Source organism: Ignavibacteriota bacterium (assembly GCA_013285405.1).
In the GTDB taxonomy this organism is placed as follows: Bacteria; Bacteroidota; Ignavibacteria; order Ignavibacteriales; family Ignavibacteriaceae; genus IGN2.
In genome coordinates, this window is record CP053446.1 from 3,602,982 (window position 1) to 3,627,020 (window position 24,039).

Annotated in this window: 9 protein-coding genes; all 9 read right to left on the reverse strand. The window is 37.7% G+C overall.

The window, feature by feature from the left end; all coding sequences use genetic code 11:
- Positions 1-203: 203 nt before the first annotated feature.
- The 9 genes from HND39_15840 to HND39_15880 all read right to left on the reverse strand — a co-directional run bounded on the left by HND39_15840 (position 204) and on the right by HND39_15880 (position 23,972).
- Positions 204-686, reverse strand: coding sequence for a T9SS type A sorting domain-containing protein (locus HND39_15840; GenBank protein ID QKJ97628.1), 483 nt, complete (start codon positions 684-686; stop codon positions 204-206).
- On the reverse strand, positions 683-2,266 hold the full coding sequence (locus HND39_15845; GenBank protein ID QKJ97629.1) for a T9SS type A sorting domain-containing protein: 1,584 nt from the start codon (positions 2,264-2,266) through the stop codon (positions 683-685). The genes HND39_15840 and HND39_15845 overlap by 4 nt, the downstream gene beginning before the upstream one ends.
- Positions 2,267-2,301: 35 nt before the next feature.
- Positions 2,302-4,431 (reverse strand): T9SS type A sorting domain-containing protein, encoded by a 2,130-nt coding sequence (locus HND39_15850; GenBank protein ID QKJ98042.1) that lies wholly within the window; start codon positions 4,429-4,431, stop codon positions 2,302-2,304.
- Between the two features lie 1,135 nt (positions 4,432-5,566).
- Positions 5,567-6,814, reverse strand: coding sequence for a T9SS type A sorting domain-containing protein (locus tag HND39_15855; protein ID QKJ97630.1), 1,248 nt, complete (start codon positions 6,812-6,814; stop codon positions 5,567-5,569).
- A 32-nt stretch (positions 6,815-6,846) separates the two neighbouring features.
- The gene (locus HND39_15860; protein ID QKJ97631.1) at positions 6,847-9,996 is read right to left on the reverse strand and encodes a T9SS type A sorting domain-containing protein; all 3,150 of its coding nucleotides are present in this window, start codon (positions 9,994-9,996) and stop codon (positions 6,847-6,849) included.
- 421 nt (positions 9,997-10,417) lie between these two features.
- Positions 10,418-13,033, reverse strand: coding sequence for a T9SS type A sorting domain-containing protein (locus tag HND39_15865; GenBank protein ID QKJ97632.1), 2,616 nt, complete (start codon positions 13,031-13,033; stop codon positions 10,418-10,420).
- Between the two features lie 185 nt (positions 13,034-13,218).
- The gene (locus tag HND39_15870; GenBank protein QKJ97633.1) at positions 13,219-17,907 is read right to left on the reverse strand and encodes a T9SS type A sorting domain-containing protein; all 4,689 of its coding nucleotides are present in this window, start codon (positions 17,905-17,907) and stop codon (positions 13,219-13,221) included.
- 404 nt (positions 17,908-18,311) lie between these two features.
- Positions 18,312-21,536: a T9SS type A sorting domain-containing protein gene (locus HND39_15875; protein QKJ97634.1), complete on the reverse strand. Its 3,225-nt coding sequence runs from the start codon at positions 21,534-21,536 to the stop codon at positions 18,312-18,314.
- Between the two features lie 429 nt (positions 21,537-21,965).
- Positions 21,966-23,972: a T9SS type A sorting domain-containing protein gene (locus HND39_15880; GenBank protein ID QKJ97635.1), complete on the reverse strand. Its 2,007-nt coding sequence runs from the start codon at positions 23,970-23,972 to the stop codon at positions 21,966-21,968.
- Positions 23,973-24,039: the final 67 nt, after the last annotated feature.

A 24,039-nucleotide genomic window follows, 5' to 3' on the forward strand; every position in this document is an offset into this window, starting at 1 on the left:
AAACTTCCATAGTTGTAAGTTATATAGCATCCACCCGCACACTATCACTAACAATATGCGGATCCAGCCAACAGCAACAACAAGATTGTTGTTTGGGTCAGTGGACCATTGGGCGTTTATTACATATGCAGTTATTAAAATCCAAATGTATATGTAATGTGTTCTCATAGTCATGCAAATAAATAAATCATTTTAAACAACATTTATTTTAAAAATATCATTTTCTTTGAAGAAATAAATTTGTTCGCTCTTAATTCATAAATATAAATACCGCTTGCAATGTCGGTGGCGTTCCATTGGTAGCTGTATCTTCCTGCTTCCAATGTTGTGTTCACTATTTCATCTACCTTCTGTCCCAATGTGTTGTAAATTGTCAAAGTTACTTCCGATGCTTCAGGCGAATCAATACCTACTTTATAAATGGTAGTTGCGAATTCACCATATCGATCAAGTGTTGCATAATAATACCATCCATCACCTGACTGAACAAAACGGTAGCCATTCTCTGTTTCCATCCAGTAGAAGAATTCATCACCCCAAATTCTTCCAATGAATGTTTTTTCATCCGGTTGTTGTAGCTCGTTCATTCCGGTGTCAAATGGTGCTGAATTCAAATTATTTCCATTGAAGAAAATAAAAACTGCTAACAATCTTTTTAACAAATTTTTCATTATACTTCCCATCATTTAATGATTGTTAATTTTTTAGTTAATACCTTTAAACCTGTTTCCAGAGTGTACAGGTAAATTCCAGACGATAAATCATTCGAATAAAATGTCAACGTGTAGGTACCAACATATTGATATTCATCTGAAAGTATTTTTAGTTTCTCACCGAGAATGTTGTAAAGTAAAATTCTTACCTGACCTTCTTTTGGAATTTGGTATTTTATAATTGTAGAATAGTTGAATGGGTTAGGATAGTTCTGAAACAAAAATGACTCGCCAATAACAATTTCCTCACTTTTACTTTCTGAAACAGTAATTATTTCACCAAGAATTCCTTTTGAACTTACCTTAAACACTCGAATTCCAAAATCTGAGTTATAATACCCTACACCAATTGCTCCACCAGCACAGTCAGTTGTTGTGTTTAAATAATTTAGTTCCGGATAACTCAATAGAACTTGATTTGAATTCCATTTCAATAATCCCAGAGTATCGATCTTCTGCCCAAATGTACCGACAAAGGTATTTGTATAATTACTTATGAATAAACACGAACCTGAATCAGATGGAATTATAGGAATATGTGTTGTTCCACCAGGATTATCACTTAGAGAAATTGAACCTTCGTTAAATAATAACGTTCCATTGTGTCTAATCCCTTGAATTTGTAATATTTCATTATCACCATTCTTCCTACCCATCCAACCATATAAATAATATCCACGATATTGAATAATACTTAGCATGGTATTTATATGAAGGCTATCAGCAATTTCAACATAAGGTTCCTGCCAAAGGTTGTTGCCAAGTGAATCTTTTCTTTGCGCTACAAGCTTTGGTATCATTCCATTCCATACTTTACCGCTCAATATTACTCCACCTTCTGGATCCGGTACTGGATAACCAAGCGTAACGCTATCTCGTCTAATTATCGTCCCATTTTGGCTTATCCTGTATAAATTTCTGTTAACCTGTGCATAGTAGTTACCATCGCTTGCTCTTACTACTTTTATACTGGTACCCGTATTAATTAAAAATATACCTGTTTCACTCCAAACTCTCCGACCGAACCTATCAATTCTATTCATTAAGATTCGCTCATCGTAGTTTTGCCATACAATTACGCAGCCTCCATCTCCATCGCTGACTAATCCACCTTGTCCGTGATTAGTTTCTTCTGTTGTTACTCTTACACCTGTTTGCCCCCATAAAAAATTGCCAGCGCTATCAACTTTCTGTACTCTAACTCTGCTGGTAAAATCTGTTCCAACAACTTGGTTATCATCATAGCTTACAATTACTCCGCCTTCACCATCCTCAATTATTTGCGCCTGCCATTGTTCAGGTAGTTCACCAAGTATTTGTTTTTTATCGCCCCAAGGTTTGTATCCATATTTATCCAGTCTTTCGACAGCTAGCTTTTGCGGATAAAAACTTCCATAGTTGTAAGTTATATAGCATCCACCCGCACTATCACTAACAATATGCGGATCCCAGCCAACAGCAACAACAAGATTGTTGTTTGGGTCAGTGGACCATTGGGCGTTTATTACATATGCAGTTATTAAAATCCAAATGTATATGTAATGTGTTCTCATAGTCATGCAAATAAATAAATCATTTTAAACAACATTTATTTTAAAAATATCATTTTCTTTGAAGAAATAAATTTGTTCGCTCTTAATTCATAAATATAAATACCGCTTGCAATGTCAGTTGCGTTCCACTGGTAGCTGTATCTTCCTGCTTCCAATGTTGTGTTTACTATTTCATCTACCTTCTGTCCCAATGTGTTGTAAATTGTCAGAGTTACTTCCGATGCTTCTGGCAAATCAAACTTTATTGTCGTTGATGGATTAAATGGATTCGGATAGTTTTGTTCTAAACTATATGCTTCCGGTATTTCTCCTTCTTTCTCTATCTTCAGCTTATTGACTGATTCATTATTTATTATTATTTCTTCGCCATCTATTACTCTGTGACTTCCTGCTTCCTCTCCATTCACTATCTCTACCAATCTATATTCTACCCCATTCTTCAGGTTTGTAATTTTTATTCTTATCGGATATTCTCTCGCCTGTATCTTTATTTCTGCTTCTTCATTTTCTGTTAACCTGTAATCGTCTTCCAGTCTTGCATCAAACACTCCTGCCGGCGGTACTGGAGGCAGACTATAACTTTCACTTCCTATTCCACCTGTCAGTTTTCCGTTAAAGTACAACCTCTGCGTGTTGTTCTCTCTGTCCGTTATTTCTATCTGACTGAATTCTTTTGTGTTTTCTGTTATTTTTTCTAATTCATCATTTTCTTTCATCACTACATTGATGCAGCTTATTGTTATCGTCCCCGGTCCGTTTGCCTTTATCCAGTATCCTTTCGTTATATCTATCGAACTTGCATTTACATAACTCCCTGTGTATCCATACAATGTCCCCGGTACTATTATTCCTCCCGGATCACTCACACTGCTCAACGGCACGTTGCAGTTCGGTCCTCCTATTATATTCCAGCCTGTGTTCAGACTTAATATAACTTCTGTTCTGTCTGTTCCACATACCTGACTTATCTGTGACGATGGAAACTTCAACCAATAACCCATTCCATTCAATATATTCTCTGTTGTATAATATGAACCTGCATATCCGTATAACGTCCCGGATATTGCCGTTGGAAACAATGTCAGATAGTTGTGGTTAATTACATCTATTGGAAGACTCAACAGATTCCATCCGTTGATTATATTATAATTATTACATATCTGGTAGTTGTATTTTATCTGAAGATGACCCAAACCTATCACGTCTGTATAATGATTCGTTGTTCTCATATTTACGTTTACCATATTTCCGTTTATCGGATCTACTAGATGAAAATATCCTGCTGCCGGAAGCTGTGCTGGATTCCAGCTTATGCTTGCTGGTGAACAGTCACTGGCTGGTGTGTATAGTAATGACCAGATTCTTTCTGAGGATGTATTTGTTGCCCGGATATCTGTGAACCAATGTTCGCTGCAACTGAGAAATCTTCCGTCGAAAGCTCCTGCCGGAGGAGGAGGCGGTGCTGATACATCTAATCCAACGTCATAACAATCCGTTGCGCCTGGTGCTGTCCCAAATTCCAATGGAACCTGATTCATACAATTATCAAATACTAATATGTTTACTCCGAAGTCAAGTGCTGGAACTACCACCTGTATTGATGCAGTCCGGCGGTGAACAGGAGTTCCATTTGGACCTTTGCCTTCAATATTTATCGTATAGTTTCCTAGAGTAACATTTCCGGAAGTCCTTATTCTCATTGTGACAGTTCCCGGGAATGAACTTAAAGTATTGCCTTGAGGAAAATCAATGATGAAAGAACCACTCGGTGGATTCGGTGTTATATTCGCAGAAAATATTGCCGTTGAATTATAGAGCTTCACTCCAGGTACATTAATAAATATAAATGCGCTATCATTATTGGAAACAATAGTTGAATTTGGTGGAGAAACTTTCATCGCAAAATCCGGGAAGTAAGCAACGTAACTTCCAAAATCTCCGAATCTGAAATCACTCCACATCATCATCGCCTGGTTATTTGTTGAAACGATAGCATCATAATCACCCTGATAACGTGGGGTTCCACCACCACCACAAGTTGAACAGTCAATTCTCATTTTTTGATTTGATATTCTTTGATTCGCTGCCCATGTGACACCGCCATTATCAGAATAACTTGCATATATATATGCACTGTCACTTGTTGGAGTATCCCTTGTATCCATCCATTTAACATAAAGTCTTCCTGTGGATTTATCACACCATATTGAAGGATGCCATTGATGATTTACAGTTGTATTCAGGTCGTCATTCACTCTGATTGCCGACGACCAGGTTGTTCCTTGATTCGTAGAATACCTGCAAAAAATATCTGGTTTGTTTCCGTTACCTGAAGGGGTGTTTGAAGCATAAATACAATACAATCTTCCTCTGTATGTTCCATTACTTTGATCCGCAGCGATGAATGGATATGGTCTGGTTCTCATATTCTGAACAGAATTTCTTCCATTAACATTAGTACCGACATAGTTAGCAAAATTCTGTGCAGATTTTTGTGTAAAGTTTAAGCCGCCATTTGTTGACACATAAAAAGTATAAGTAGAGGCGAATGAACTTCCTGAATTTGTAACAACATAAACAGCTCCGCCATCTGTTGAACCGTTTGGTCCGATACAAACCATCATACCTGGCAATGTTTGTGTAGAAAAAGTTGCAGTCGTTGTCCAGTTAGCCCCAAAATTTGTGGAACGCGCAAAGTTACCGGGAGTCATAGTTGTATAAACATAATTTGCATACGGACCATTTGTTTGATCTGCTGCCATCCAGTTTTTATCATTCCCGGATATTGCCGTAACCGATGCAGACCATGTTGCTCCATTGTTTGTCGATCGCATTACCTTACATCCGGTAACACTTCCAAACATTGTTTCATAGTACAAATTACCAGCACCATCATAAGCAGTACAGGGATCGCCATCTGCTGGTACACCAAATGCAGGTGATGAACTTATCCAATTAAAACCATCTGTAGTTCGCCATGCATTATTAATATTGTATGCCCCAAAATATTGAATCGGATTGTTTGGATTTTGTGAAAGATGCGGTTCAGCGAAATCTACTCCAAGATTAAAATTATCATAACCATTAATATCTGTAATTACATCCTCTTCACTATCAGAATAATTAATATTTTCAAGCCACTCCCGCGGAACGTGATCAATCAAAGGATTATCACCCTGAGGATAGACTCCAACAGAAATAAAAGTAACCCACAAAACAGTTAATAAAGTTATTCTAACTAAGAAGCTTAAAATATTATTCATTTAATACACATTGATGAATTGAAAAATTTATATACCATTATTTGAGCAGTATCATCTTCTTAAATAATTTAAAATCGTTCGCTCGTAATTCGTAGATGTAAGTTCCATTAGGAAAATTTTCCGCCCGCCAAACGTAACTATATCTTCCTGATTCAAGTGTTGTGTTTACTAATTCAGCTACCTTCTGTCCTAATGTGTTGTAAATCTTCAGTGTTACTTCTGCTGCTTCTGGAAGCACAAAACTTATTGTGGTTGAAGGGTTGAATGGGTTTGGGAAATTCTGTTCTAATAAATACTCTACTGGAGTAAAGCTCGTCAACTCAACCGGAACAATATAATCTGTATTCTTTAGAATTTTTCCTTGTGACCCAGAAATCAATCCAGCATGGTTTTCAGTAAATAAAATTTTATACAGCGAAATATTTGCACCACCATTGAAATCACTAATCCATGATGATCCCGCATTTGTACTTTTGTAAATTTGTTCAGGCGAACCAACCACAAAGGAATTCTGTGCATCAATAATATGAACATCGGACAACGACACTATGTTATTTACTGTGTTGAATGTCCAATTTGTACCGCTGTCAGTTGTCACAAGTACTTTACCGCTATCACCACAGACTAATCCATAATTTTCATCAAAGAAATCAACCCCGTAAAATTGTTGTAACAGAGTACCTGAATAAACTTCAGTCCACAAAAAACCACCGGAAGTTGATTTATATATTTTCTGATCACCTCCAACGATGAAAAGATTTGTGTCATCTGCATAACATATATCTTCGACGCTTCGTTTTACTCCATAAGTTGAGTCCCAACTTATTCCACCGTCAGATGTTCGATAAACTGATTTTGGATAGCTGATAACAACTCCATTATTGTCATCATAGAATTTAATGTTATTGAAATACCACAACTTTGAATCAATCATTAAAGATTGCCAGGAGGCTCCTCCATCTGTAGTTTTCATCAAAAAGTTCTGATACCCGCCTGCATATCCGACATTTAATGATGTAAAATAAACTGCTTTTAAACCTGGAAGAGTATCTACAGAAATTTTCATCCAGTTTGATCCTCCATCTGTAGTTTTAAGCACAATGCCATCGCCATTGAAAATTAGAGTAGATCCTACAGCAAAACCTACGTTACTTTGCCCGGGTGGAAAGCTCATATCAAATATATGGACCGGAAATCCGGTATCAATCCATTGCCAACCCTGTGCATTAATATTTTGAATAAAGATCAAAAATAAAATTGACGTTATTACTAATTTTTTTTTCATTTTATCTCCATAATCTTTTATGACTATAAATTTTATTTAAGAAGTATCATCTTCTTTATTGCGCAAAACTTTTCAGTTCTTAATTCATATATATACATTCCTGTTGCTACTCCACTTGCATTCCAGTTGTATTGATATCTTCCGGCTTGTAGTGATGTGTTTACAAGTTCTGCTACTTTTTCTCCCAATGCATTGTAGATACTTAGTTTTACATTTGCCATCTCCGGCAATGAGAACTCGATCATCGTGCTTGGGTTGAATGGATTCGGATAGTTCTGTTCAAGTGAATATACTGTCGGTAACAGTTCTCCTGATACCATCAGCTTCTCTATCGTTGATTCACTGATTTCTATTGATTCTCCATCCTTCAGATTTTCATTCAGCTTCTTGCCGCTCTCATCCATCAACCTGATATCCATTCCTTCTACTCTTACTGTCAATGGATATACTACTCCGCTCATCTCTATCGTCTTCACTGAGCTGCTCAGGTCTTCGGCTATTCTTCCACTCTCGTATCTGAAGTCATACATTCCTGCTGGTGGTGCTGGTGGTAATTCATACTGTCTTAAGTCAACCTGTCCATTCACTGCATACAGTGTGTAGCTTACTCCTGCTGCATCTGTTATCACTATTCTTCCCCAGTTCTCAGGGAAGTATTCTACTGGTTTGCTGTCTTTAGCAAACGATTCTGGTATGATTATCTGTCCTGCGCCTGTCAACTTTATCCAGTAACCAAATCCTGGATCTATTGTTGTTGCTACAGAATATCCACCTGAATATTTGTAGATCGGACCACTCTGTAGTCCTGGTGGATTTGTTGATACGTTCGCTGCTGTTACAATCAATTCATATCCGCCAATCATATTCCAGCCAATAGCTCCTGTTAATGGATCGTGTGCAACTACTTGCAATCCACCTGCTGGCCATTCATCTCCTGTATTATAAGTCTGAGCTCCGTTATTCTTCATCCAGTATCCTATTCCAGGTGTTGCTGTGGTTACTGTTTGATATCCAGCATTATATTTATAAACTTCTCCAACTCTGCCTGGCCACCAATTTGCTACTCCCATTCCATTCGGATTTGTTCCCGGTACTGATACCATATTCCAGCCATTGTTCACTGATACACTTAACTGAAAAGTATTATTAATATTCTCAACAACCTGAATAGTACCTTCAAATGGGATTACATTTCCTCCGCTTGCAGTAATATTTAATGAACCTATAACTGAAGTGGTAACATCAAGCATCAAAGTACCGTTAGCTGATGTAATTCCAACTACGTAAACATCTGCACCCGAAATACAGACTAATAAATTTGCAACAGGTAAACCACTTCCTGCATAAGTAACTGTTATTTGCGGATGACTTGATCCAATTGCTATAGTATCAGTATAACTCACATTTATGTTTTTCGGTGTATCTTTCCAAATGTGCAGGCTGGGGTCGCCAAGTATGTTATAAATCCGATAATGATAACCAACATAGGGATCCGTTCCTCCGAAAACTTCGTACATATAAAATTTGCCACGAAGAAGTGCTTCACCGGGACTTTCTAATCCTTCATTAAACATTCCCACATAAATTCCTTTATCAAGCTGATTATTATAGGCTGTATGGGTATTAGAAGTTGGTCCAATAAAACTGCAGGCACCTCTAGGAGAGTTTTCATCACCGATTTCCAACCAGGCTTCACCAAAACTATTATTACCGCCTGCAGTCCAGTTTGCAACTCCACATCCAATGCTTGTGACAAAAGTATTTTTTTGTCCGTTTGTTAACGCATTAACTTCGGATGTACTATATGGAAAACAATCAGCCCACCATTGAGTGTACCATCCTTCACCTCTGTAATTTAACCATCCTCGCCCGGCATTAATCATATTGGAAATAGTTGTTACATTTCCGGGACAGGGGTAACCGTTATACATGGAATCTACGGAAATAAAATTTCCGCTTGTCAACATTATTTGAGCCGTAAATCTTTTCGTTTGTATCTGAGATTCGTAAGCATTGTTTGAACAGACAAGTGCTTTCCTGAACCAATTTGGATCAGCTGTATAAGGTACTTTTTCATAATTTATTAATTTATTTCTTATGTTACGCAACTTGCTGCTGCCCTGATTAGTAAACCTTCCAATTAACATTTCCGGGAAAAAATCGCTGCCTGTAATTTGTACGAAATAATCGTCGTATGGAAATGTCCAGCCATCTAAAGTTATATTTTGATGCGGTGCAACTCCATTATCACCAACGATTAAGATATGAGTTGGCGGAGCAGGCCATGTGCTATATGCGGTTGTGATATAATTCTTAATCGGAACAGGATTAGATCCTGTTGCACCAATCTCACTGAATTTGACTACTTTTATAAATGTTCCTGTTTTATGGTTCCAATCAGCATAAGGTTGAAAACTTGTGACAAAAGAATCCGGCATGAAGCAAATCATTTTATCAATTCCCAGAACGTCCCCATTGTACTCTCTTTGCAAAACTTGCTGGTAATTAAAAATTATACTTCTATACAAACGATCGAAAGATGGAGATATTGGTTTTTGTGGACTCAGTTTTGGATTTACACCTACACCATCACCATACTTAATTTTAACAGTAATAGAAGTCAGTGCTTCAATTTCTTTTTTTGCAGGTGAATATCTTATAGGAAAAATTGATACGCGCGCAATACGAAAATCTCTGAAAATTACAGGGTCTTCTATTCGGACAAATTCAGAAGGATAAATATTATCTGAGTTATAAGCAGCAAAATTTTCTACAAATTGAGTTTCAGGTTTTCCTTCTGACCAGTTTTCTCTGACAGGCGGAATATTAATACTTTCAACTTTTTGAATATTACTTATTTCAATGACTTCAAAACTAATTGAACCTTGATCTGGTATCGCTAATAATTTAGCTATGTGCGGGATTTCCGGTAAGCCAATTTCATTCGATATTCCAAGAGAACCAAGTTCAATTGATTGATACGTTTTACTTTCTGAATTGAACTCTCTGATCCTGAAACCAGAAAGATCGACTTTTAAGATTGTTTCGGATCGATCATCACTAATTATTTTCACAACTGGTGGTGAATCAGGAATTGAATTTTCAGTGAGCGAAACCCATTGTGCACGGGAGAAGTGATTGAAAGACAAAACGAGTAAAAACAGCAGTAGATGTTTTTTCATTTTTGGAATCCTTAGTTATTGGAAATTATTTTGAATTATGTTTTAATAAAATATTAATTGATTTCATGAAATTTTATTTAATAAAATAATTTTGAACATATTACAAGGAAAAATATCTAATTGTTGCCCATATAATTACAATAATTTTCAAGCACAATTTATAAGCAAATATGTGCCAATCCTTGACGATTAATTTTTCGTCAACAAATTAGATATTCAGTAATGATACTTTGAATAATTTTAGCGCTAAACGGATAAATTAATAACAATAATTCTCAAATGAATACTTCATGAATTGCTTACGAGGGAATAGCTGAGAATTTTTTTTCAAAAATTTTCGTAATAACAATCTCCCTCACTCTGCACAACTCAATAATAATAAGTGCCCCGCCAGGATTGACGGAGCGCTTACAAGAAATCATTATTTTATTAACAACATCTTCTTAACTGAAACAAAGTTATCAGCTCTTAATTCATAGATATACATGCCTGTTGCCACTCCACTTGCATTCCAGTTGTATTGATATTTTCCGGCTTGCAGTGATGTGTTAACCAACTCTGCAACCTTTTCTCCTAATGAATTGTAAATCGATAAGTTTGCATTTGCAACTTCTTCAGGCAGAGAGAACCCGATAACCGTACTTGGATTGAATGGATTGGGGTAGTTCTGTTCGAGTGAGTACACAGTCGGCAAAAATTCAACCGACACCAAAAGTTTATTCAATATCGGATTATCGATTACTAGATCTTCTCCATCTTTCAGAGTTATATTTAAATTCTTTCCACTCTCATCCGTCAACCTGATACCCATGCCTTCTGCTCGCACTGTTAAAGGATATGTTACTCCTGCCATATCTATCGTCTGCATTGAATTGTTGATATCCTCCGCTATCCTTCCGCTTCCAAATCGAATATCAAATGAACCGGCTGGAGGTAACGGTGGTAGTTCGTAAAGGTTCAGATCAACATCACCGTTTACAGAATACAATGTAAAATTTTTCCCGGCTGCATCGATAAAAGTAATTCTTCCCCAATCATCTTTAAACCATTCTATAATTTCATTATTACTTTTTAATGAAGCATCAGGAATAATTATTTGCCCATCTCCTGAAAGTTTTATCCAGTAACCATTTCCGGGTTCTAAATTTGATGTTGTAAAATAGCCGCCAGAATAACCATAGACTGGTCCATTTATTAATCCGGGCGGGATTGTTGTTAAACCTGCAGCAGGAACAATTTCTTCATAAGCCCCGAATATATTCCAACCATTTGAAGCGTTGATTGGATCATGACGCACGATTCGTATTCCTTCAGCCGGCCATTCATCACCAGTATTATAAGTGTTTGAACCAAGGTTTTTCATCCAGTAACCTTTTCCTGGAATCAAATTAGTCGTAGAAAAATATCCTGTACCAGGAACATATCTCCAGACGTTTGCCGCCGGATCTCTGTGTGACCACCAGCTATCCACGTTTTGTGCACCAGGAAGCAATCCAGGTATTGAAATCATATTCCATCCATTTTCAATATCCAATGATAGCTGAAAAGTTGTAACACCAAGAAAAGAATATATTACTCTCAAATAGGGTTTGTTAGCTTCTGCCCATCCATGGAATTTTACGAAGTAGTTAGTACTAAAATCAAAATCAACAATTCCTATTGCGAACCAATTTTTTGATAATGCATTTTGTAAATCTACCGTAACCGTTGAGCCTAAAGTTCGTGTGATCCAATTATTATTTAAATTACCTGATTCAAGGTTATAGCTGTACGCAATACCTTGACCTGAATGAGTACTTACCTGATTAAAAATTGTTGATGCAGGATCAGTTATCGGATTGACATTTCCCATTGGAGTTATTGACCAATAAGGCCAGCTATTTTCATATAGGTAACCATTAAATATCACAGAGTTTATAGTTACATTATTAGGAATAGCACTTATATCAAATGCCATCCATCCAAGCTCAGTGTTATAACTATTGACCAAACTTATCTGTGTCTTGCTTGATGTATTACAGGTTCCGGTCCAGTTGTTTAAATTTTGCGGGTACACATCCATAGTATCAATAATTATATTGGTATCCTGAACTGTAGTAAATGTCCAGAGAGGACTTTGAACTTCGCAAGTATCATCTTTGCTTACGATGTACCAACCATATTGAGTAGCATAGTTCAAAGTTCCAAGCGGCCAGGAAGATATAATGGGTCCGTCATAAAGCTTGAGTAATCTGTTATCAGGTCCAAACCAAACTTCAACGAAATCTGTTGCTGCACCATTGTTCCAGCCAAGATTAATTCCTGAAACCTGGATATTAGCTTGTAAGTCTGGTGGATTTGGATTTGAAGCTGGTTCAACCGGGCAAGGATCACCTTTATATCCATTAAGTCGAAAAGACATATCATAATATGGTGTAGATCCAACATTACAATTTGTTAATCTATATCCCCATGAAGTACAAGAATTAATCCAGCCTCCACCGGGATTCTGCCAAACAGATTCTGTGCTGCTCTGTAATTGTTCCGTCCAACCCCATTGTCCAACTGCTGAATCCATATTAGTTTGAACTGATAACCAATATACACCAGGCGGTAATGTTATTGGTGAAATTAGATTTATTACAAATGAACCCGTTGAAATACCTGCTGATGGAACAATATCTGATCTGCTAGCTTGAATAGAACCTGGAAAACCAAGACTATCATTATAAAACCAAATATTAACTGAATTAGCGGGACCTGTTCCATTAAAGTAAACTCCGGATACGTCTATTGATTCTATAGTCCAGCTATCATCTCCAACTGGAATAATAAAATCATCAGCGATCTGGTTATCATATACGTTGTAAGTTGTATCAAAATTTTGAGATGTTATACTATTGGAGCCAAAGTTATTCATTTGTTCATAAAGAATAACTCCTGCAGTTTTATTGTTGAACTGACTGACTTTGATCTTTTGTGAATGATAATTCTGAGAATAAATTGAGATTGATAAAAAACTTAAAATAATAAAATTAAAAAAGTAAAATTTATACACATGCCCTCCCTTTTAAATATTAATATTTTGTGATTGATATTTATTTAGCAAACTTAAAACCATAAAATCTGATAATATTCTGCATCCTATATTCAATATTTCATTGAGAAATTTTTAACCGTTTTTTTGTGATTTAAAAAGAAAAATTAAAGGCGGTCAAATGACCGCCTTTATTTTTATTTAGCTTACTTCAACAACAACATCTTCTTCACTGATACAAAATTATCTGTCCTTAATTCATAGATATACATTCCTGTTGCCACTCCACTTGCATTCCAGTTGTATTGATATTTTCCGGCTTGCAATGATGTGTTTACTAGTTCTGCTACCTTTTCTCCCAATGCATTGTAGATACTGAGTTTTACATTTGCCATCTCCGGCAACGAGAACTCGATCATCGTGCTTGGGTTGAATGGATTCGGATAGTTCTGTTCAAGTGAATATACTGTCGGTAACAGTTCTCCCGATACCATCAGTTTCTCTATCGTTGATTCACTGATTTCTATTGATTCTCCATCCTTCAGATTTTCATTCAGCTTCTTGCCGCTCTCATCCATCAACCTGATATCCATTCCCTCTACTCTTACTGTTAATGGATATACTACTCCGCTCATCTCAATCGTCTTTACTGAACTGCTCAGGTCTTCGGCTATTCTTCCACTCGTGTATCTGAAGTCATACATTCCTGCTGGTGGTGCTGGTGGTAATTCATACTGACTTAAGTCAACCTGTCCATTTACTGCATACAGTGTGTAGCTCACTCCTGCTGCATCTGTTATCACTATTCTTCCCCAGTTCTCAGGGAAGTATTCTACTGGTTTGCTGTCTTTAGCAAACGATTCTGGTATTATTATCTGTCCTGCGCCTGTCAACTTTATCCAGTAACCAAATCCCGGATCTATCGTTGCTGCTGCTGAATATCCACCTGAGTATTTATAGATTGGTCCACTCTGTAGTCCGGATGGTACGGTTGTTACAAGTGATGCTGTTGCTGCTATCTCATAGCCACCAATCATATTCCAGCCAATAGCTGCTGTTAATGGTGTGTGTGCAACTACTTGCAATCCACCTGCTGGCCATTCATCTCCTGTATTATAAGTCTGAGCTCCGTTATTTTTCATCCAGTATCCTACTCCAGGTGTTGCTGTGGTTACTGTTTGATAACCAGCATTATATTTATAAACGTCTCCAACTCTGCCTGGCCACCAATTTGCTACTCCCATTCCATCAGGATTTGTTCCCGGTACTGATACCATATTCCAGCCATTTAATAAGTTTATAGATAACTGGAAGGTTGAGGAGCCACCTAAATTAACAGTATAAATCTGAGTTGAATCAGATACTACTGAACCAGTATATCCTGAAGCAACAATAAGTTTCCATACTGAGCCACTATTTACTGTTCCAAGCGAAGCGCCTAGAACGGGGTAAGGAACATCTGCTTGCTGAGTCCATGTATCTGAAGTTGGATTGTAAGTATATGTTGGGTTAGGATCAGCAGGTATCCAATCTACAGTAGGACTACCGTTTGCAACTATGATTTGATCTGTTCCCCAAGGCGCACCATCGAATCTATACATAGTACCTGGAGGATAAACCGCTGCTTCGGGTGAACGATGATCCTTTGTGGACGTATTAGGCTTTAACAGTTCATTCAGCCTGCCAGTATATTCAGAATATACTTGTTTCTGAATACCCGGATACGGATTAGCCATTGTAGTCCAGGTTATAAGTGCTGGATTTCCACCATCAATTGTTCCAACAAATACGGTGTTATAAATTGATGTTAAATCTGCACCGCCAACGTAAACCAGTTTGTTACCGGTTACCGAGAATGCACCACCAAATCTTGCAAGAGGCATTGATGTAGCTGTAGCCCAGGTATCAGTACCAACATCATAAACATATACTGAAGAGACTACTATACTACCTACAGCCACTCCTCCAGCAACATATATCTTATTGTTATATCCAACCGCTTTAACCCAACCAAGTGCTGTTGGTAATGGAGCAACGGTTGACCAGGTGTTTGCGGATATATCATATTTATAAATTGTGTTTATATATGTACCTGAAACCATATCTGCACCTGCAACAGCATAAACAAAATTACCAACTGTAGCAGAACCTAAAACAACTCTGCCTGCTGGTAATGAAGCTATCGGAGACCAGGTATTTGCAGCTACATCGTATTTGTAGCATTCAGTTCCAAGACCGGAGTTTGTGTTACCGCCTAAACTGTAAAGAATACCGTTAGCAGCTACACCAGTGCCTAAATAAGTACCATCCGGGAATGTACTTCCGCCTGCCCATGAACCAGGATAAACTCCAACATTTTTATATAATGTATCATTTGAAGCATCACCATCAGTTCCTAACTGAGTAAATACCTTTACTGTGTATTGACCTAATGATGCGTTCCAGCTATCAAATGTTACTTGCTGACTTGCACCAGGTGCAAGACTTGTTACTGTCTTTGTGGATGTGTAACCACCTGTAATATTCATCTGAACATTAAATGTGTTAGTGCTTGTTCCAAAATTCTTTACTGTAGCTTGTGGTGTAACTGAACCAGGTACAAGATTCGAAGCTACATCAATTGAGAAAGTACCAACGTCATTTGGTAATGGTATGGTTACAGCTACATCATCAATATAATAATAATCATATTGGAAATGATCTCCATCTAATACCCATGCAATATATGTTATTGAACCAAGGTTATTTGAAATCGTAGTATTTACAGTTTCAGGTCCGACATTGCCACCGCCAGATACAAAGCTGTAAGATTCATCTGTCCAGGTTGTAGCATCAGTACTTGATTGTATCTTAAATGTAATACCAGCCCCGTAATCATCAAACAACTGTTTGAAGGCAAGTTTAAGACTTGACATTCCAGATGTATTGATCGGACCAACGATTAATCTTGTTTGACCAACAAAACTAAACCATGTTGCCATCATTTCGTTTGGTGTTCCGCCTGCAAGAGCTGTTGTTGCTACAGACCAGTTAGAATTTGACTGAAACCATCCTGGTGGGAATGTAGCAATATCAAAGCTTTGAGTATAAGGTACACTTAACGGATTAATTTGTGTTGTAAATGAGGTAGGTCCTGCCCAGGCGCTGTAATTTCCTACTCCGCATTTTTGTCTTACATATACATCATAAGTTGTATATGCAGAAAGACCACTAATCGTGTACGGATTTGTTGTTACATCACTTACAACCGTTCCGGTTCCAGCCGGATGACCGGGAGTTCCATAATCAATGTCAACTGTTGCAGCGCCGTTCCAGCCAATATTTGCTGATACATTTGTTAATCCGGTTGCGGTTATACCAGTCGGCATAGGGCAAGCAGGTGTTGGTTCAAATCTGAAATCATCAAAACTTAAATACCATGGTACACTTGATGCATTAACTCTTATTGCAAAATAATATGTACCGGTAACTGATGGTACAAAAGTATAAATCTCCAGTTGATAATTTTTTGTTGTTAAATCAGTACTTATAACAAAAGAAGTTCCTAATTGAGTCGCACCTGTTGAATCCTGAATGGTGTTATAGAATACATCACCAGTCCAATCATCATATGTATCGCCTGCCCAGTAAAAAGAAAAGTCATAAGAAGTACCGGCGGTTAGTTGGAACCCCGGTGACCAGATAAATTCATTTGTAGCTCCATAAGACTCGCGCAAAAACTGAGCTCCAGTCCTTGCATCGGCGTCAAAAGTCGAGTTTGAGTTGTTCGTTGTTACCCAATCCCCATTCTGTTTAAACCAGCAGTTTGGAATCGCTGGTATTGTAACACTCTCGAAACCTTCAGTCCAGGGAAATGAAGTAACAGGTAAACAAAACGTTGTTGCACTTGTTTGAACACCAACAGAATAATTACCACCACCGTAGCTAAATAATCTGTAATAATATGTTGTTGCCGGAGTCAAAGAAGTGTGTGAATATGGTGACGTCAACCCATTATACAATAATGTACCGCCGGCAAAAGGTGTTCCAGGTGCTGGTGGTGCTCCAGAAGGAGTAGTAAATACACCAGTAGTGTTAAATACCATAACTACATTATTCCCTGCATACGGCGTAAACGCAACATCTATCTGACTGCTGCTCATTGGTGTTGCTGTAACACCCGTAGGATTAAGTATTAATGGTGCTGTAAATGTGAAAGTCAGTCCGCTCGCTGGAACAGTTGTTGGATCAGAAGAATTAAAAAACATTGTTGCTGTATTAGTTGCACCAGCAACAGAATTAATCCACGACCCACCGCCAGTAAGAATAGATCTGTTATTAAAATCTGTATTGGTTGCACCTCTTAAGCCGATCTGAGGATATGTTGCATTAGCTCCCGGAGTTATTGTCCCGCCATATACAAATTTAATTGAGTTATCAGATGAATTCAGTCTCAATTGAAAACTAAATATTTCACCGGTAACGCTATATCTTCTAACATCCTGCCATTGCACTACGAACTCACTGCCAACAGTTTCATACCTTACTTCTGGTACACCTGATGCAGCATTTTGCAAGTCTCTTCCAAAAGGTGCAAATACACCGGGTGCAACAGCGGTACTGCTTATTGGTGTGTAACCCAAGCTTACACTTCCTAAAGTAGCATAACCATTAGCAGTAATATAAATTGTTGTGTATGCCGTTCCACTGAAGGTAAAAGATGGCATTGTAACGGCAGTTGAAAAGTTATCATCAAATACTCCCGACCAAAGAACTGTACCGCCGGAGATCGGGGTATAAGTTCCTGCTGTCTGTGTAAAACCATAACCTGATGCTTGTGCAAAAACATCCTGCACAAACAAAAAGGAAACAAGCAAGACAGCAGATAAAGTAAAGTTTAAAATATTTTTAAACATAAACCCTCCGAAATGAATAAATTAGTTAATTATTAAATAGTAGTCAGCTTTACAGTTAAACAACCTGAGCACACGCCTGTAAAGCAATTAAATGGGCAAGATCAAAAACTTCATCAAGTGCATACTACCTCCGATCAGTTTTAAATTTATAAATACATTAATTAATTCAGGTGAATATATTTTCATTTATGTAAACAACACCCTTTCTTGATAAGTTAAAAAAATATTTTACAAAGCAAATTATTTTCTTAAACCATTAAATATTGATTGTTTAGTTTGTGATTAATAAATATTCCTCACAAACGAATTAAGAATTAATATAATCAAGTTTATGACCGCAAACACTTTTCTTTATTCGGATAAATGGAGGTGGTCTTTCAAAGACCACCTCATTTTATAAGATCTTATTTAAGTAAAAGCATCTTCTTCACTGATACAAAATTATCCGTTCTCAATTCATAGATATACATTCCTGTTGCCACTCCACTTGCATTCCAGTTGTATTGATATTTTCCGGCTTGCAATGATGTGTTGACTAGTTCTGCTACCTTTTCTCCCAATGCATTGTAAATACTAAGTTTTACATTTGCCATCTCAGGCAACGAGAACTCGATCATCGTGCTTGGGTTGAATGGATTTGGATAGTTCTGTTCAAGTGAATATACTGTCGGTAACAGTTCTCCCGATACCATCAGTTTCTCTATTGTTGATTCACTTATTTCTATTGATTCTCCATCCTTCAGATTTTCATTCAGCTTCTTGCCGCTCTCATCCATCAACCTGATATCCATTCCCTCTACTCTTACTGTCAATGGATATACTACTCCGCTCATCTCGATTGTCTTCACTGAGCTGCTCAAATCTTCGGCTATTCTTCCACTCTCATATCTGAAGTCATACATTCCTGTTGGTGGTGCTGGTGGTAATTCATACTGACTTAAGTCAACCTGTCCATTTACTGCATACAGTGTGTAGCTCACTCCTGCTGCATCTGTTATCACTATTCTTCCCCAGTTCTCAGGGAAGTATTCTACTGGTTTGCTTTCCTTTGACATTGTCTCTGGTATGATTATCTGTCCTGATCCTGTCAACTTTATCCAGTAACCAAATCCTGGATCTATTGTTGCTGCTGCTGAATATCCACCTGCATATTTATAGATCGGTCCACTCTGTAGTCCTGCTGGAACTGTTGTTACTAATGATGCTGTTGCTGCTATCTCATAGCCACCAATCATATTCCAGCCGATGGCTCCTGTTAATGGTGTGTGTGCAACTACTTGTAATCCACCTGCTGGCCATTCATCTCCTGTGTTATAAGTCTGAGCTCCGTTATTTTTCATCCAGTATCCTACTCCTGGTGTTGCTGTGGTTATTGTTTGATAACCGCCAGCATATTTATAAACATCACCAACTCTTCCGGGCCACCAATTTGCTACTCCCATTCCATTCGGATTTGTTCCCGGTACTGATACCATATTCCAGCCATTTAATAAGTTTATAGATAACTGGAAGGTTGATGCACCGCCTAAATTATCAGTCCATATTTGAGTTGCATTAGTGTCAATTGAAGCTAAAGTTAAACCAGAGGCAACAATAAGTTTCCATACTGAGCCATTATTTACAGTACCAAGTGAGGCACCAAGAACCGGAATTGGAACATCGGCTCTTTTAGTCCAAGTATCAGTAGCTGGTTTGTAAACGTAGCATGGATTAGGATCTGCCGGAACCCAGTTTGCTGATGGACTTCCACTTGCTACAATAATTCCATCGGTTCCCCAGGGGGCAGCATCAAATCTATACATAGCTCCCGGAGGATAAGCAGCTGCTTCTAAAATTTCTTCAGGTTTTAATTCACTCACAACAGTTTCGGTTAAGTTTTGAAATGAAACTGAATGAGATAAATTGTTTACACCCGGATAAGGATTATCCATAGTAGTCCAGGTTATAAGTGCTGGATTTCCGCCATCGATTGTTCCGACATATACGGTATTATTAATTAATGTTAAATCTGCACCACCAACGTAAACCAATTTGTTACCAGTTACCGAAAATGCACCACCAAATCTCGCAGAAGGCATTGATGTAGCTGTAGCCCAGGTATCAGTACCAACATCATAAACATATACTGTAGATACTACCACATCTCCTGTAGCAACTCCACCAGCAACATATATTTTACTATTATTATAGCCAACGGCTTTAACCCAACCGAGTGCAACTGGTAAAGGTGCAACAGTTGACCAGCTATTTCCAGATATATCATATCTATATACAGTGGATTGATAAACACTTGCCATATCAGAACCGCCAATCGCATAAATAAAATTACCAACTACAGCAGTTGTATGTACTCTTCTACCTGCAGGTAATGAAGCTATCGGAGACCAGGTATTGGCAGAGACATCATATTTGTAACACTCTGTTCCCAGAAGCGAAGATGTATTTCCACCAAAGCTATATAAAGCCCCGTTTGTACCAACACCACTTCCCAGATAGGTAGTTGTTGGAAAATTGGCACCAGAAGTCCAGGCTCCGCTATATACACCAACATTTTTGGATAAGCAATCATTCGATGCATTTGCATCTCCAGCTAACTGTGTGCATACGTTTACAACATATTCGCCGAGAGTTGCATTCCAATTATCAAAAGTCACTTGCTGAGAAACACCCGGCGCAAGACTGGTAACTGATTTAGTTGAAGAATATCCACCGGTAATTGTCATCTGAACATTAAAAGTTTGTGTTGTTGTTCCAAAGTTTTTTACCGTTGCTTTTGGTGTAACAAGTCCTGGCTGATATGAAGAAGCAACATCCACTGATAATGTTCCGACATCATTCACAACGGATGGATCATAGATTACGAATGGTAAATCCTGAGGGAAAGTAGCATCAACAATTGCAGCCCAACCAGTGGTTGTTTTTTGCAAAGCGTTCGCTCCGGGTTTTCCTGTTGCACCAAGAATCGAAACGGGTGCTGCCCAAGGTCCTGAAGCCAGCGTTCCACCGCATTGCCATTCTACCCAATAAGTACCAGCAGCTAGATTAAGTGCTGGTGTAAAGCGAACTACTACTCTCATGACAGGACGTTGTGTATTAGACAATTGCGTATCTAATACTCTATAAATATTTGTCCAGCTTGTTTCACTTAATCGGTTAGTAGTTAAATCACCAAAAATAACAGTGCCTCCTGCATTAGGTGCACCATTCCAGATTTGCACACGTACATCATTAATAGTGGATGCTGTTGTTGAGCCGGTTTGATAAGTAAAGAACTGAATTTCTCCAACCTGCCAACCACCAACAGGTACGGTAAAATCATCAGCAACTGTATTACCCGCACTTATTTGTTGACCAAAACCATAAGTGCCAAGTCCCAATGTAGTTTGCAAAGCACTTGCATCTGCTCCACCAGAACCACCGCCAGGATGTGTGACTAATGGACCGTTATCGTAAAGCACTGCCAGGTCTGGTGAGTATGGCAGTGGTACATTTTGACCAGCTGGTATTTTTTGATTTAAATATTTTCCTTCGTAAACATCCCTTAAAGAAGACTCTTGAGCATAAACTGAAGAGCAAACCAGGATCCCAATTATGAAGGAAATCGATAAAAAGTATAATCTGAACAACATAAGACCTCCTAAATTATTATTTAATTTTAAGTTAATAGATTCCACTTATTACACTGAAAATTTGTATTAAAAAATTCTATTTAATTTATCCATCCCGATTAAATCAGGTAACCACTATATATATTAGTTTATAAATTAGTTAATTAAATTGTGCTTTACAGTGCTCAAAAAAATTGTACTGTAAAGCTTAGTTCGGCCAAATGAGATGATAAATCTCTTGCATATCGCCTCCGTTAATTTTAAGGTTTATTAATAAATTATTTAGTGTGGGCCAAAATCCAATTTTAACATTCATATCATTCATTTGTTCAATCTATAAGCAATCTATATGCATTTATTTGATTACTAAATATTTAAATACAATTTCTAACTAACTAATTTCAAAAAAACTTAATCGTTATTTTTAAAATATTCTACCTATATTATTTTTTACTTCAACAACAACATCTTCTTCACTGATACAAAATTATCTGTTCTCAATTCATAGATATACATTCCTGTTGCTATCCCGCTTTGCGGGACATTCCAGTTGTATTGATATTTTCCGGCTTGCAGTGATGTGTTTACAAGTTCTGCTACCTTTTCTCCCAATGCATTGTAGATCGAGAGTTTTACATTTGCCATCTCCGGCAAAGAGAACTCGATCATTGTGCTTGGGTTGAATGGATTCGGATAGCATTGATATAAGTTGTATTCATCCGGTATCTCAGACCTCAAATCTTCAACTGAAACCGATTGCTCAATAGTAAATGTACTATCACTGATGTCATTTACAGAAGTATTGCTTGTATCACTGATACGTACCAGGCATTGTGTTGATGGAGTGTTTGGGACTGTCCAATTATAACTCCCAAAGGCTGCTGGTCTGGCAGCAATGACAACAATCCAAGTACTTCCATTGTTTGTTGAATATTCAATTTTAACCACACTAACCTCCTGCCTTGTCCATCTAATAAGATGATTTGTATTACCTTCCCAGATTTCACCGCCATTTGGAACGGTTACTGTTATGGTTGGATTAGAGGCTGATATTGTAAATGGTGCATTGCTCAAATCATAAATGGCTGAGTTACTCGCATCACTGATACGAACCAAACATTGTGTTGAAGGTGTACTTGGTACTGTCCAGTTATAACTACCACCAGAAGCGGGTATTGATGCCACAATACTTATCCAGCTAGTGCCGTTATCTGTTGAATACTCAATCTTGACATTTGCAATTGTCTGACTTGACCATGTTATGTTATGTTGGCTATTTTCAATCCAGTTTTCACCACCGTTTGGAACATTAACAGTCACCAAAGGAACAATGGTGAATACGTTATCACTAACATCATATAATAGTGGATTACTTGTATCACTAATACGCACCAAACATTGAGTTGACGGCGTGCTTGGTAATGTCCAGTTATAGCTCCCACCTGATGCAGGAAATGATGATATGATACTTATCCAGTTAGTACCATTATCCATTGAATATTCAATATTTACATTAGTAATACTTTGACTTGCCCAGGTAATATTATGCTGGCTAGTAGCCAACCAGTTTTCACCTCCATTTGGAGCGGTAACAGTGATCAAAGGTACTATTGTAAAATTGCTATCACTGACATCAAATCTTGAGGGGAGACTTGCATCACTAATACGTACAAGACATTCAGTTGATGGAGTGTTTGGTAATGTCCAGCTATAACTTCCGCTTGCTGCAGGAATTGATGAGGCAACATTGATCCAGAGACCACCATTATTAGTTGAATAATCTATATTCACATCGGTAATATTCTGACTCGACCATATAATATTCTGCTGGCTATTAACAAACCATGCTTCACCTCCATTTGGAGTTGTTACCTGAACAGTTGCCTGTCCCGGAACTGGTAAGATCGAGAAATCATCCAGATACACCGTAGCTGAATTTCCATCAGCAGCTTCGTCAAATTTTAGCAGGTATCCAGTAAAATTTTGACCGGAATTGAAAAAATAATTTATTCTGGTCCAGTTTTGAAATGCAACTTGAGTAATTATTATTCTTCCGCTATCAGGATCAGCTAATGCTGTATTATTCAGTGAATCAATACCAAGAGCAACTTCGTCGATGCCACTCAATCCATAAACTCCCAAAAAATTATCCGCTGTAATATTTCCTTTTATCCAAATTGTCATTTTATAATTAATATTATTTTGGGGAGTTAACAATGCCTGCATCAATCGGGTTCGGTCTCCAACGGGAGTAGTTCCAGATTTAATTTCCACACTCCAAACTCCGGAATGAGCCTGAGTATTAACAGGCTCAACTGATGCACCGGTTACAGTAACATCAGCTGACCAGAATTCAAAATGATCAGCATTTTCGAATCCCGGATTCCTCATTAACTCTTGTCCATTTACAATTGATGAACTAATTAATAAAATAAAAAATGTAACAAATAATTTCATATTGCATCTCCTTATAAATTGTTGGTATAGTTTTTAGCATTATCTAACTTAAGAATTGCTATCTATA

What these genes read in the sequence shown, in the direction of transcription:
- HND39_15840 (QKJ97628.1), bottom strand. Translation starts at nt 686, where the DNA reads ATGATGGGAAGTATAATGAAAAATTTGTTAAAAAGATTGTTAGCAGTT.
- HND39_15845 (QKJ97629.1), bottom strand. Translation starts at nt 2,266, where the DNA reads ATGAGAACACATTACATATACATTTGGATTTTAATAACTGCATATGTA.
- HND39_15850 (QKJ98042.1), bottom strand. Translation starts at nt 4,431, where the DNA reads ATGGATACAAGGGATACTCCAACAAGTGACAGTGCATATATATATGCA.
- HND39_15855 (QKJ97630.1), bottom strand. Translation starts at nt 6,814, where the DNA reads ATGAAAAAAAAATTAGTAATAACGTCAATTTTATTTTTGATCTTTATT.
- HND39_15860 (QKJ97631.1), bottom strand. Translation starts at nt 9,996, where the DNA reads ATGAAAAAACATCTACTGCTGTTTTTACTCGTTTTGTCTTTCAATCAC.
- HND39_15870 (QKJ97633.1), bottom strand. Translation starts at nt 17,907, where the DNA reads ATGTTTAAAAATATTTTAAACTTTACTTTATCTGCTGTCTTGCTTGTT.
- HND39_15875 (QKJ97634.1), bottom strand. Translation starts at nt 21,536, where the DNA reads ATGTTGTTCAGATTATACTTTTTATCGATTTCCTTCATAATTGGGATC.
- HND39_15880 (QKJ97635.1), bottom strand. Translation starts at nt 23,972, where the DNA reads ATGAAATTATTTGTTACATTTTTTATTTTATTAATTAGTTCATCAATT.